The sequence below is a fragment of the Pseudomonas sp. LBUM1676 genome (assembly GCF_059695605.1).
Window position 1 is genome coordinate 2,912,407 of record NZ_CP166777.1, and the last position, 12,503, is coordinate 2,924,909.

Below are 12,503 nucleotides of genomic sequence, written 5' to 3' on the forward strand. Positions count from 1 at the left end.
TCGATGTATCGGGTGTGCTTGCTTCTGTCGGAGCAAGCTTGCTCGCGAAGGTCGTCAGCGATAACGCGAAGCCTGACGGCCCGAGGTGTTCTCGGGTTTTTCGCGAGCGAGCTCGCTCCTACAGTGTTCGTGTCGAATTTATGGGTGTGTGACCAGTTCCTTTGGTGGGGTGATGCTCCTTGCGTTGGGGTTGAGGATCAGTTGCGCGGCTTTTTCGGCAATCATCAGCGTAGGCGAACAGGTGTTGCCCGAGGTGATGCGCGGCATGATCGAGGCGTCGGCGATGCGCAGGCCGGGAATGCCGTGGACGCGCAGTTCGGCGTCGACCACGGCGTGGGCGTCATTGCCCATGCGGCAGGTGCCGACCGGATGGAAGATGGTGGTGCCAATTCGCGCGGCGGCTTCATGCAACTCTTCTTCGCTCTGCAAGCTGTCGCCGGGCAGGTATTCGACCGGTTTGAAGGCTTGCAGGGCTGGCGCGGCGACGATGCGCCGGGTCAGGCGAATGGCATCGGCCGCGACTCGCAGATCTTGCGGATGGCTTAAATAATTGGGTTGAATCAGCGGTGCTTGCTGCGGGTCGGCGGAGCGGATTTCCACCCGTCCCCGGCTTTGCGGCCGCAGATCGCAGACCGATGCAGTGAACGCAGGGAAGGCGTGCAAAGGCTCGCCGAAGCGCTCCAGGGACAGCGGCTGCACATGGTATTCAAGATTGGCCGAAGTCTGTTCCGGCCCCGACCGGGCAAAAGCGCCGAGTTGGCTTGGCGCCATGGACAGCGGGCCGCTGCGGTCATACAGGTAACGCAGGCCCATGCCCATCTTGCCCCACAGGCTGCCGGCAATCTGGTTCAGGGTGCGGGCGTTTTCCAGTTTGTAGATCATCCGCAGTTGCAGGTGATCCTGCAGGTTGCCGCCGACACCGGGCAGCTCATGGGCGACGCCGATGCCCAGGCGTTGCAGCAGCGGGCGCGGGCCGATCCCGGAGCGTTGCAGGATGCTCGGTGAGCCGACGGAGCCGGCGCACAGCACGATCTCCTTGCGCGCCTTGAATGTTTTCGCCTGGCCTTGCCAACGTGCGCTGACGGCCGAAGCGCGGCCGTTTTCCAGCAGCACGCGGTCGACTTCGACGCCGGTCAACACGGTGAGGTTGGGGCGATTGCGAATCGGTTTGAGAAAGGCTTTGGCGGCATTCCAGCGGATCCCGGCCTTCTGATTGACCTGGAAGTAGCCACAGCCTTCGTTGTCGCCCTGGTTGAAGTCATCGATGCTGGCGATACCGCTTTGCCCGGCGGCCTTTTGGAAGGCATCGAGAATCGGCCATGACAGCCGTTGGCGTTCGATCCGCCACTCGCCTGCGGCGCCATGAAACTCAGAGTCGCCGGCGAAGTGGTTTTCGCTTTTCTTGAACAGCGCCAGCACATCGTTCCAGCTCCAGCCGGGATTGCCGTCGGCGGCCCAGCCATCGTAGTCGCGGGCCTGGCCGCGCATGTAGATCATGCCGTTGATCGAGGAGCAGCCACCGAGCACCTTGCCCCGCGGATAGCTCAAGGCGCGACCTTGCAGACCGGGTTGGGCTTCCGTCTTGAAGCACCAGTCGGTGCGCGGGTTGCCGATGCAGAACAGGTAACCCACCGGGATGTGAATCCACGCATAGTTGTCGCGGCCGCCGGCTTCGAGCAGCAGCACCCGGTGTTGCGGGTCAGCCGACAGCCGATTGGCCAGCAAACAACCGGCCGGCCCGGCCCCGACCACGACGTAGTCGTATTCATCATGGGAAGTCTGCATCCCTGACCTCGTAGTGTTGTTCTTGTTGTCGGTCATCCTAGTTGTTAGCTTTCGTCAAAAGAATGTTAGTTTTTGCGCAGCCGCTGTGCGTTTTTAGACAGCGCCTTTACAGCGAAGCCTCAAGGATGATTCATGTTCGACTGGAATGACCTGCGGTTTTTTCTCGAATTGCAGCGCAGCGGGCGTTTGCTCACTGCTGCGCGGCGTTTGAACACCACCCACGCCACGGTGGCCCGGCACATCGAGGCCATCGAAAGGAGCCTGGGCACCGCGCTGTTCGTCCAGCACGCCCAGGGCTACGAGCTAACGCCGGCCGGCGAAGCGCTGCTCAAGCACGCCGAAGCCATGGAAAACGTCGCCTTGCTGGCACAGGAAGAGATCACTCAATCCACGGCGCCGCTGGGCAAGATCCGGGTCGGGATCACGGAAGGCCTGGGCATCATGTTCCTCGCCAGTCGCATGAACGGCCTGTTCGAGCGTTACCCAGGGTTGGAAGTGGAACTGGTGGCGGTGCCGCGCTTCGTCAGCATCCTCAACCGCGAGGCCGAGATCAGCATCCACCTCGAGCGCCCGGCCGCCGACATGCTGGTCACGCGCAAACTCACCGACTATCGCCTGGCGCTCTATGCCAGCCAGGACTATCTGGACCGCTCGCCAGCGCTGCACAGCCGTGAAGACCTTGGCCGCCATGCCTGGATCGGTTATGTCGACGACTTGCTGTTCAGCCAGGAATTGATGTTCCTCAACAGCTTCTGCCGCAACCCGCAGGTGGTGTTCCACAGCACCAGCGTCATCGCCCAGCAACAGGCCGCGCGCTCGGGGTTGGGAATCGCCGTGTTGCCGTGCTACATGGCCAGCGCCGATCCCGGGCTGGTGCCGTTGTTGCCGGAAGAAAGCATCCTGCGCAGCTACTGGATCAGCACGCGACGGGAATTGCACAAGTCCGTACGGCTGCGGGTGTTGTGGGATTACGTAGTGCAGCTCTGCGAACGCGAACAGCATCTATTGCTCGGCCCCGATCCTCTGTAGGAGCGGGTGGTCAGGGTTCAGGGGAGGATTTCGAACGCGGTGCTGGCCAGGCGCTCGCCGTTCACCAGAATGTGCACGGCGTGCCTGCCGGCGTAATGCCGGCGGGTGGTGAGTTCCTTGATGTGCTGGCCACGGGTGATGGACTCGGTGCCTTTGCCCGGCAGCGTCAGGGCCTTGAGCTTGAACACCTTCGCCGCAGTGCTGCCGTTGGCTTTGACGTAATCGATGGCATAGTCGATCACCAGGCGCTGGCTGTCCTCGACCGTGGATTTGATGGCAAAGGAGAGGGTGATCTTCTCGCCGAGTCCAATCACTGCCGGCTCCACCTTGACCCCGATGATCTCGACCTCAGGTTTGCCACCCGCGCCAATGATCGCCAGCGCTCGCGGGTTGCCCTGCTTGATCAAGCTGCGCAGGGCATGTCTGGCGATCCATGCCGTGTGTTTGTTTTCCAATGACCAACTCTCGATCAGGTCCAGCACCCACTCGGGATGGTCCTTGGTGATGTCGTTGAGGTGGTTGGCTACCGACTTGCGCACATACAGGCTGTCGTCGGCCTTGAGGTTGTCGAGGATGGTGGCGGCGAGGGTCGGGTCGCTCTGGATCTGCTCCAGGCGAAACGACCACGGCAGGCGCGGTCGGCTGCCTTCACTGGCGAGGCGCCGGACATGTTCGTTGGCATCCAGCGACCAGTCGTGCATCAGGGCCAGCGTGGGCTTGATATCGCGGCGCAGAAAATGCCGGATGGCGAACTCCGATGAACCGAATGCGGTGAAGTATTTGAGCGCGTCCATGGACAGCTCGAACTGGTCGGCACCGTAGGTCGCGACGTAGTGCGGCAACGAGATGCTGACGAAACCGCTGTTTAGCCGAGGGGCGAGGGCGTAAAGCACTTCGAGCGTCTGTTCATAGCTCAGCGGCAGCACCGCATGCAGGCACTCGCTGACCCGTGCCATGCGCTGCATGATCGACAATTGGGCAAGTCCGTCGTTGGCCATCTTGAGGAAGGCCTTGGCGTTGAATTCGGGGTAGATGGCGGTCATTTCGGTGGCGATGTGCTGCAGGCGCTCGGTGTTGAAGATTTCCTTGAGCGCGGGGGAGGATGTGTCTGCAGCCATTGTGGATTCCTTAGCAGTCATTGTTTGTCCGATGCATCGCGTTATCGTTCTTCGCGGGCAAGCCTCGCTCCTACAGATTTAGGACTACTCCTGTAGGAGCGAGGCTTGCCCGCGAAGAGGCCCTTACATTCACCTCAATTTTTAGCCGATTGCTCTTCCAACTGATCCGACTCAAACAACCGCGCCAGTTCCGCCCGGGCTTCCTGCGCCGTCTGCAGCACCTTGGCCGCATCGTCATACACCGCATGCTGGGCCTCGAGCACCTGTTCATCATGATGCTTGAAGCGCTTGATCCGCGCATCCGCCTGGGCCTGGCTCAACCCCAGCCCGACCAGCGTGCGCCGGCTCATTTCCAGGCTCGAATAATAAGTCTCGCGAATGGCCTCGGCGCCAATGTCCACCAGGCGATGCACGTGCTGACGGTTACGGGCCCGGGCGATGATTTTCATGTGTGGATAGAGCCTGTGCACCAGTTCGGCGGTCTTGATGTTGGTATCCGGGTCATCGGTGGCGATCACGAAATACTCCGCCTGCTCGACCTTGGCCGCGCTGAGGATCTCCGGGCGCATCGGGTCGCCGTAGAACACCGGCACGCCGCCGAAGCTGCGGGACAGTTCGATGGTTTCCACCGAAGTGTCCAGCGCCACGAACTTGATGTTCTGCGCCCGCAGAATCCGCGCCACGATCTGCCCCATGCGGCCCATGCCGGCGATCACCACGCGCGGCGCATCGGTATCGATCTCGCGGAATTTCTCCGGCACCGCCACCGGTTGCACCTTGGGGCTGACCAGCCGCGCGCACAACAGCAGCAGCAACGGGGTAACGGCCATGGACAAGGTGATGGTCAGCACCAGCAAGTCGTACAGGCGCGGCTCGAACAAGCCCTGGTCGCGACCGATCTTGAACACCACAAAGGCAAATTCACCGCCCGCTGCCAGCACAATGCCAAGGCGAATCGCACTGACCTTGCCAAGGCCACCGGCCAACCGGCCGACGACAAACAGCAGCGGCAGTTTGATGGCGATCAGCAGCAAGGTCAGGCCCAGCACCACGATCGGTGCACTCAGCAGCAGACTCAGGTTGGCACCCATGCCGACGCTGATGAAAAACAGCCCCAGCAGCAAGCCTTTGAACGGTTCTATCTGGGCTTCCAGTTCGTGGCGGTATTCGGAGTCCGCCAGCAGCAGTCCGGCGAGGAAGGCGCCAAGGGCCATCGATACGCCGACCAGGTCCATCAGCCACGCCGTGCCGATCACCACCAGCAACGCGGTGGCGGTAGAGACCTCCGGCAAACCGGTCTTGGCCACCACCCGGAATACCGGACGCAGCAGATAGCGCCCGCCGATCACCACCACCGCGATGCTGCCCAGCACCCGCAAGCCGTGGTTCAGATCTTCTGCGGCGGTGGTGGTGTGATCGCCGCCGGCCAGCAACGGCACCATGGCGATCAGCGGGATCGCGGCGATGTCCTGGAACAGCAGGATCGCAAAGGCTAGCCGCCCGTGGGGGCTGGTCAGCTCCTTGCGTTCAGCCAGGCTTTGCAGGCCAAACGCGGTGGACGACAGCGCCAGTCCAAGCCCGAGGACAATGGCGCTGTTCAACGATTGCCCGAACACAAACAGGGCGAACACGCCAATCACCGACCCCGTCAGCAGCACCTGCGCCAGGCCGACGCCGAACACCGCTTTGCGCATCACCCACAGCCGTCGCGGCGACAGTTCCAGGCCGATGATGAACAGCAGCAACACCACCCCGAGTTCGGAAATGTGGCTGACGCTTTGTGGATTGCCGATCAAGCCCAGGACCGACGGCCCGATGATCACGCCGGCAAACAGATACCCCAGCACCGCCCCCAATTGCAGGCGCTTGGCCAGGGGCACTGTGAGCACCGCCGCGAACAGGAACACGACGGCGGCTTGCAACAGGTTGCCTTCATGGGGCATGGCTTACTCCAGAGCTCTACGGCGGGGGGCGACAAGGATAAAGGCTGAGGCGAAACGCGTCAGCCATCAATCCACATTGAGTTGGCGCAATGCTGCGCCTGCCAATGATCCAGAGTGGGGTGCGCCGAAAAATTCGGGTGCACACTTATTCCTTGTGGGAGCGAGCCTGCTCGCGAAAGCGGTGCACCAGGCAATATCAGTGTCGACTGACCCACCGCCTTCGCGAGCAGGCTCGCTCCCACAAGAGAGCTGCGTTAAGCCGTAAATTTTTGATGTATAGCGATTCCCGGCGGCAGCGAGCCTGCTTGCGATGGCTATCTGGGTGGCGGGTTCAAGCCGTCCGAGAACGGCAAACTCATAACACCTCACCTTTGTCCCACAAATGCACCAATTCCCCCGGGGCCCGATCTTCAGGCACTTTCATCACCATCCGATCATCCTGCTCACCAACCCGATAGCACACTTCAATTTCATAAAAACGCTGATCACCCCGACCCGAGGCCGGATCTGCGAAGGGCAGGCAACCTTCCAGCACCGAACAAATTCGAGTGCGCTGATCGATGTCGCATTGCGCGAACTCGATGCTGCGCGGACGGGTCAAGGCATGGATAGCCGCGACGCCGCCCTGGCGGGAAAGACGTACCACGGCATCATCGCCCAGTGTTGGCAGGGTTTTCATGATTTCTCCTGAGTCGGCACGACACCGGTTTCAGACCAGGCATGCTGCACCACCTGAGTTCCATCGGCGCCATAACGTTGCCGGGCATGTTCGAGGGTCAGGGCAGCGAAGTCATTGAATGATGCCTCGGTGCTCAAGCGCCGGTCGCACAGCGTGTCATACCAGATGCGGCCGGCTTTCTCCCAGGCAAATCCGCCGAACGTCTTGGCGGCCAGATAAAACGCCCGATTGGGGATGCCGGAATTGATGTGCACGCCACCGTTGTCCTCCTGGGTGATCACGAACTTGCGCATGTGATCCGGTTGCGGGTCCTTGCCCAGCAGCGGGTCGTCATAAGCGGTGCCGGGATGAGACATCGAGCGCAAACCGACGCCTTTTATCCGCGGTGTCAGCAAATCGGCGCCGATCAGCCAGTCAGCCTCGTCGGCGGTCTGGCCCAGGACATATTGCTTGATCAGTACCCCGAACACGTCCGATATCGATTCATTCAAGGCCCCGGACTGATTGGCGTAGACCAGGCCGGCTTCGCTCTCGATCACGCCGTGGCTCAACTCGTGCCCGATCACGTCCAGCGAACGGGTAAAGCGTTCGAAAATTTCGCCATCACCGTCACCGAACACCATCTGCGCACCGTTCCAGAACGCATTCTCGTAGTCCTGGCCGTAATGCACGCTGCCAATCAGCGCAAAACCCTTGTTGTCGATGGAGTCGCGGCCGAGCACCTTCCAGAAGAACTCATGACTGGCGCCCAACGCATCGTAGGCTTCATCGACCGCCGGGTCGCCTGTCGCCGGCTGGCCTTCGAGGCGGGCGGGCATTCCCGGCAAGAGCATTTTCCCTTGGGCGTCATAAATGCTGCGCTGGACCTGACCGGGTTGAGCGGCGGGCGGCAGGATCGTCGCCGCAGCTGAACGCACCGGTGGCAGCGGCGTATGCCGAAGGGTGCGCACATGGCTCAGGGTGATCAACGCACTGGAACGCTGCCGCTCGGAGCCGTGGGCAATAATGCGGTTGAGGATGTAGGGCGGGATAAAACTGCACAGTGATCGTGAGTCGGTCATCAGAGCATCCTTTCCTGAGTACGAAGTCGATACCTATGTGAGCCGCAGGCGGCGTTTCGGTTCCATGGATTGCCAACAGCGCCGGATTCTGCGAAAACCTGCGTCCGCGCCCCCATGACCCGGGCGACAACGAACGAGTAATAAGTATGAACGACGAATTGCAAATCATCGACCTGCAGCCGGGCGACGGCAAGGCCGCCGTCAAGGGCGCGCTGATCACCACGCAATACCGCGGCTGGCTGGAAGACGGCAGCGAATTCGATTCTTCCTACTGCCGCGGCAAGCCATTCCAGTGCGTGATCGGCACCGGACGGGTGATCAAGGGCTGGGACCAGGGCATCATCGGCATGCAAGTGGGCGGCAGGCGCAAGTTGCGGGTGCCGGCGCATCTGGCCTATGGCGAGCGGACAATGGGCAAGATCCCGCCGAATTCGAATCTGATCTTCGAGATCGAGTTGCTGGAAGTGTTGACCCGGGATGATTGATCCTCAGAACACAAAGGTGTCCCGGTAGGCGTAGAGGCCCGGTGTGCCGCCGGTCATCACGAACAATACGTTGTCCCCGGAACGCAAGCGCTCTTGCTTTAGATCGGCCAGCAGCCCGGCGAAGGCTTTCCCGGAATACACCGGGTCGATCAACAAGCCTTCGGCCTGGGCCATCAGGCGTACGGCGTCTTGCATGGCCTGGGTCGGCAGGCCGTAACCGTCACCCAACTGACTGCCGTCGATGACAATCTCTTCAGGCTGCACGAGGGCGCTGCTGCCCAGCAACGTCAGGGCGTCCCGGGTCAATTGCAGGGTCCGGGCTGCCGAGGTGTCTCGATCGGATAATACCGAATAGGATTTGACGATCGATGCGCCGCGATCCAGCAACTGGAAGCCGGTCGCGAGCCCGGCATGGGTCCCGGCGCTGCCGTTGGGCACCACGACCTGGTTGAAGCGCTGGCCCAGCTCGGTCTCCTGCTGTGCGATCTCCGCCGCGCAGCGCGCATAACCGAGACTGCCCAGGGGCGTGGAACCGCCCGTAGGAATCACCAGTACCTTGCGCCCGGAATCCCGAAGTTGCGCGGCGCGTATTTCGGCCTTGGCGACCGAGTCGCTGCCCCCGGCCAGTACCTGCAAGTGTGCGCCGAACAACTGATCGAGCAGGACGTTGCCGTTGAGTTCGTAATCCACATCGGCCTTGGGAACCGACCGGGTCAGGATCAATTCGCAGGTGATGCCCAGGCGAGCACACACGGCGGCGGTCAGGCGCGCATGGTTCGATTGCAGGCCACCCACGGTTATGACCGTGTCGATCCCCGCTTCCAGCGCCGCTCCGATATGGAATTCGAGCTTGCGCAGCTTGTTGCCGCCACCGCCAATCAACATGTGATCGTCGCGCTTGAGAAACAGGCCGATGCCCCGGGACTTCAGGCCCAATAGCTGTTCCAGGCGTTCGGCCCGCTGAATCGGAGTGGGCCCTTGCAACAGGTTTGCTCGCGCAAAAGAACTCAGTGACTTGTCCAGTAGGGTTTGCATCAATAGGGCCTCGTTGTTCGCAGTTTATTCATGGGACTGTATGAACAAGGGCTCCCCGTGATAACCCCTTCGCCAGTTATTACTCTTGTTACATGATGTACATAATGGCGCATGGCTCGACCGCTGTGGAGGCGGATTTTTCCAGCAGGTTTCGATAGGCTACGCTGCGTCGGATAATCAATGCTTTTGCAGTGAAGGGTGAGTGTCGCCAATCAATGAATACATCGCTTATGTGCAACTGCTGGACGACGCTTATCGCCACTGGACCGGTGATAGCCTGCCGGCTCCCTGGGCGCTGACAGGAATTGAACGCTTGCACTGGTTGCACGCGCATGCGCCTTACGGCCTGCTGGCCCATGGCACTGAGGACGACCCTTGTTTCTTCTACGCCAATGAACAGGCGCTGGCCTGCTTCAAATACCCGCGCTCAGCGTTCCTGGGCATGCCATCACGGTTCAGCGCTTCGCCGCTGGATCGCGCCATGCGGCAATCGCTGCTGGACCAGGTCACGGCTAACGGCATTGCCCATGGCTACAGTGGCTATCGGGTGGACAAGGATGGCAACGCATTCATGATTCACGAGGGCAAAGTCTGGACGCTGATCGATCAGCGCGGTGAACATCGGGGCCAGGCGGCGCTGTTCTGGCCGGATGAACTGCGTATCGGCCGGGTGGAGTGAGGAACGGGTGGGACCGCTTCGCCTCGCAATGGGGCCTGAATATTTGTCAGTCAAGGAGCGGAACCTGTGGGAGCGAGCTTGCTCGCGATAGCGGTTGATCCTCAAATCAGTATTGACTGATTCGCCGCCATCGCGAGCAAGCCCGTTCCCACAGGTCATTGCCAGGCAGGGGAGTGAAGTAGCATTTCAGTGCTGCGCACTAGTCTGCCGGCCCAACACCTCCATCACATCACAGCCATCACGCAGCAGCATCGCCGCGGCATGAGCGATCTGTTGCACGTTGGCACCATTGGCTCGTGTGATGGGCGGGTTCATGCATCACCTTGCGCTTGAGCGGCGTGCAGGCCGTCGATTGAAGCCTGGACCAATGAGCGTGCCGTGCCGAGCATCTGGCGACTGGCCCAGCGTAATGAAGCCGCGTGTTCGGGACGGGTGGCATTAGGGGCCTGGTGGGCCAGGTCTTCGGCGCAGCTGAGGTAGACCGAGGCGTGTTCGAGGGCGTCGAGTAACGGGATATCGGGCTGAACGGCGAACAGGTGATGGTCGACGTGGTCGCAGCGGGCGAAGGGGGTGGATTTTGTGGTTGGTTCGGTCATTGGTGTAGCTCCGTGAAGTTCAGAAGCGCTGCCACGAATCGCCGTCAAACGAATAAGGTGGCAACTGTGCGCAGGTTGACGGACCGGTCTTCACGGAAACCCGGCGCACCCTGAGGTGCCCCACGCACAGTCGCCATAATGCAATGCTGCGGGCACGAAAGTGCTCGAGCAGAGATAGGCTATGCGCGTCGTGAAGATAACGGGCCGTCAAACCCGATCACGAATGAGTCGTGACAGGCGCGAGGATAGGGAGTGAGGCTTAGGCAGTCAACCGGCACAAAAGCCCTTTCAGCTCAGGTGATTATTTTGCGACTGCGCAAAATCGACAAGCGGTAGCGTTTGCTCTTCGTTCCCGGGCCGTACTGTCAAACCTGACAGTAGTCACTGCCATCACTTGCGCGTTTCAATGTCTCCCTGCCATCAAGCCGAGGTGGCATGAACGGCTGCAGGGAGAGCAGAAATGAGAGAACCGGTCACTCCAATAATCAGAATGGGGACGATCAGCGCTTTGACCGTGGTCGAGGTCGGAGCGATCCCGACGACCTTTGCCATGGTCACTACCGAAGGTTGCTCTTGCAGGTTGGCAGTCCGGATAGGCGCCAATTGCACGGCTGAAGGCGAGGTCTGTTTTTCCGTCGGGGACGAAGTGGAATACACATTGATCCAGGGGGCGGCCGGAGAACCACCCAGGGCCAGTGACCTGATGAAATCCGCAAACCATCGCGATGCCATTGTCGATGAGTACTGCCAGCCGATCCGCAACAACCGTGCATAGCCGCCATTGCACTCAAGCACCGAGTCGGCTTCGCAATAATTTGGCCATCTCCTCCAGTTCCACTGCCGGGTTATGCCCGATCAACATCCACGCGTGTTCCATGTCTGCCCAATACACCACATTGAGCCCCCGTCGACGCTCGTGCGCAAAGGGTCGATTGCCGCTGCTGGCGCGGGTAATGCACAGCGCCAGCGGACCGTGCGTCGGGTCCAGCCAGGTCATCTGGGCGATGGGCACTCCGTCGTATTCGAGGATTTGCGCGCGCTTGAATTGCACGCGCGGCAAGTTCAATTTGGCTGGCAGCAGCTTGAGGCCCAGGCGCGCGTCGAGGGTGCGCAGTTGCGCACGCTGGGTGGCTTCGTCGCTGGGCAGATGGTCCAGGGTTTGCGGCACGTAGAGCGCCATGGCGTCCGCGACCAGTGCGCGCCAGTTGTTTTCCTGCTGGTTCGATTGCCAGCCGAGAAACAGCCGGTCCGCCACCACGCCGCTGGCCACCAACGCGGCGGCCGCTGCCAGGAACCAGCGCCGATTCATCGCCGGGTGCTCGGGGTTGGGCAAGGTGTCGAGCATGGACTGCAAGCGTTCCGTGGGCGCTTGCCGACCCACTTCATCGTAGGCGTCCTTGAACGGCAGGCTGCTGCGGGCCAGCCATTGCAGGCGCAGGTTGAGCAGCGAGTCTTCGGCGATGGCGGCGTCGATGCGGCCGCGCTGTTCGCTGTCGAGCTGGTCGTCGAGGTAGGCCACCAGTTGCTCGTCCGAAGGGATCGCGCGATCGTTCATCGACGCTCCCCTGTGGAGGGGTTCGGCACGGCATGCAACGGCGGGTACTCGGCGAGCTTCACCCGTGCGACGGCCAGGCGGCTCATGACGGTGCCGATCGGTACTTGCAGGACCTCGGCGACCTCGGGGTAGGACAAGCCCTCGACGTAGGCGAGAAATACCGTTGTACGCTGGGCTTCGGGCAGCGCATCGACACGGCGGATCACCTGGGCGGCAAGGACATGGGTGGGCGCCGCGTGTTCACCCTCGAACGACAAGGCGTTGCCGGCATCCAACAGCCCCTGGCCCTGACGCACCCGGCGCGAGCGGACTTCGTTGCGCCAGATCGAATGCACAATGCTCAGCAGCCAAAGGTCCATGCGGGTGCCCGGGACAAACTGCCCGGCACGTTCGAGCGCCCGCACGCAGGTCGCCTGGACCAGGTCTTCGGCGACCTGCCGTTGCCGGGACAGCAGCAGGCCGTAGCGCCATAGACGCCCCAGATGCTGGCCCAATTCGGCCCGTACTGCCTGATCGCTGGCGATGGCGACCTCCGTCC

Annotated in this window: 14 protein-coding genes; 4 read left to right on the plus strand and 10 right to left on the minus strand. The window is 61.5% G+C overall.

Annotated features, from left to right (window positions below):
* Nucleotides 1-138: 138 nt before the first annotated feature.
* On the minus strand, nt 139-1,785 hold the full coding sequence (locus ACA041_RS13675) for a GMC family oxidoreductase (RefSeq protein ID WP_497441589.1): 1,647 nt from the start codon (nt 1,783-1,785) through the stop codon (nt 139-141).
* Nucleotides 1,786-1,917: 132 nt separating this feature from the next.
* On the opposite strand from ACA041_RS13675, the gene ACA041_RS13680 reads away from it, so the two are divergent.
* Entirely contained in the window at nt 1,918-2,814 is an 897-nt protein-coding gene (locus tag ACA041_RS13680; protein ID WP_497441590.1) for a LysR family transcriptional regulator, read from the plus strand.
* A gap of 17 nt (nt 2,815-2,831) precedes the next feature.
* On the opposite strand, the gene ACA041_RS13685 is transcribed toward ACA041_RS13680, so the two are convergent.
* From ACA041_RS13685 to ACA041_RS13700, 4 genes are all read right to left on the minus strand, one after another.
* Nucleotides 2,832-3,932, minus strand: coding sequence for a DNA alkylation repair protein (locus ACA041_RS13685; protein ID WP_497441591.1), 1,101 nt, complete (start codon nt 3,930-3,932; stop codon nt 2,832-2,834).
* A 134-nt stretch (nt 3,933-4,066) separates the two neighbouring features.
* Nucleotides 4,067-5,875 carry a monovalent cation:proton antiporter-2 (CPA2) family protein gene (locus tag ACA041_RS13690; RefSeq protein WP_497441592.1) on the minus strand — a complete coding sequence of 603 codons (1,809 nt, stop codon included), beginning with the start codon at nt 5,873-5,875 and terminating at the stop codon, nt 4,067-4,069.
* A 355-nt stretch (nt 5,876-6,230) separates the two neighbouring features.
* A complete protein-coding gene (locus ACA041_RS13695) occupies nt 6,231-6,554 on the minus strand; it encodes a protealysin inhibitor emfourin (protein ID WP_497441593.1) in 324 nt (107 codons plus the stop codon).
* Nucleotides 6,551-7,615, minus strand: coding sequence for a M4 family metallopeptidase (locus tag ACA041_RS13700; RefSeq protein WP_497441594.1), 1,065 nt, complete (start codon nt 7,613-7,615; stop codon nt 6,551-6,553). The genes ACA041_RS13695 and ACA041_RS13700 overlap by 4 nt, the downstream gene beginning before the upstream one ends.
* A 146-nt stretch (nt 7,616-7,761) precedes the next feature.
* Between ACA041_RS13700 and ACA041_RS13705 the strand changes: the two genes are divergently transcribed.
* The gene (locus tag ACA041_RS13705; RefSeq protein ID WP_497441595.1) at nt 7,762-8,100 is read left to right on the plus strand and encodes an FKBP-type peptidyl-prolyl cis-trans isomerase; all 339 of its coding nucleotides are present in this window, start codon (nt 7,762-7,764) and stop codon (nt 8,098-8,100) included.
* A 3-nt stretch (nt 8,101-8,103) separates the two neighbouring features.
* Here ACA041_RS13705 and ACA041_RS13710 read toward each other — a convergent pair whose 3' ends face one another.
* A complete protein-coding gene (locus ACA041_RS13710; protein ID WP_497441596.1) occupies nt 8,104-9,135 on the minus strand; it encodes a D-cysteine desulfhydrase family protein in 1,032 nt (343 codons plus the stop codon).
* Between the two features lie 202 nt (nt 9,136-9,337).
* On the opposite strand from ACA041_RS13710, the gene ACA041_RS13715 reads away from it, so the two are divergent.
* Nucleotides 9,338-9,814 (plus strand): MEKHLA domain-containing protein, encoded by a 477-nt coding sequence (locus ACA041_RS13715; RefSeq protein WP_497441597.1) that lies wholly within the window; start codon nt 9,338-9,340, stop codon nt 9,812-9,814.
* A 186-nt stretch (nt 9,815-10,000) separates the two neighbouring features.
* On the opposite strand, the gene ACA041_RS13720 is transcribed toward ACA041_RS13715, so the two are convergent.
* Together ACA041_RS13720 and ACA041_RS13725 are read right to left on the minus strand one after the other, a co-directional pair.
* Nucleotides 10,001-10,129 (minus strand): hypothetical protein, encoded by a 129-nt coding sequence (locus ACA041_RS13720; RefSeq protein ID WP_497441598.1) that lies wholly within the window; start codon nt 10,127-10,129, stop codon nt 10,001-10,003.
* A complete protein-coding gene (locus tag ACA041_RS13725) occupies nt 10,126-10,410 on the minus strand; it encodes a DUF3077 domain-containing protein (RefSeq protein WP_497441599.1) in 285 nt (94 codons plus the stop codon). The genes ACA041_RS13720 and ACA041_RS13725 overlap by 4 nt, the downstream gene beginning before the upstream one ends.
* Before the next feature lie 460 nt (nt 10,411-10,870).
* On the opposite strand from ACA041_RS13725, the gene ACA041_RS13730 reads away from it, so the two are divergent.
* Nucleotides 10,871-11,185, plus strand: coding sequence for a hypothetical protein (locus ACA041_RS13730; RefSeq protein ID WP_497441600.1), 315 nt, complete (start codon nt 10,871-10,873; stop codon nt 11,183-11,185).
* Between the two features lie 12 nt (nt 11,186-11,197).
* Here ACA041_RS13730 and ACA041_RS13735 read toward each other — a convergent pair whose 3' ends face one another.
* Nucleotides 11,198-11,965: an anti-sigma factor gene (locus tag ACA041_RS13735; RefSeq protein WP_497441601.1), complete on the minus strand. Its 768-nt coding sequence runs from the start codon at nt 11,963-11,965 to the stop codon at nt 11,198-11,200.
* The gene (locus tag ACA041_RS13740) at nt 11,962-12,459 is read right to left on the minus strand and encodes an RNA polymerase sigma factor (protein ID WP_497441602.1); all 498 of its coding nucleotides are present in this window, start codon (nt 12,457-12,459) and stop codon (nt 11,962-11,964) included. Before ACA041_RS13740 ends, ACA041_RS13735 begins: the two co-directional genes overlap by 4 nt.
* Nucleotides 12,460-12,503 lie beyond the last annotated feature (44 nt).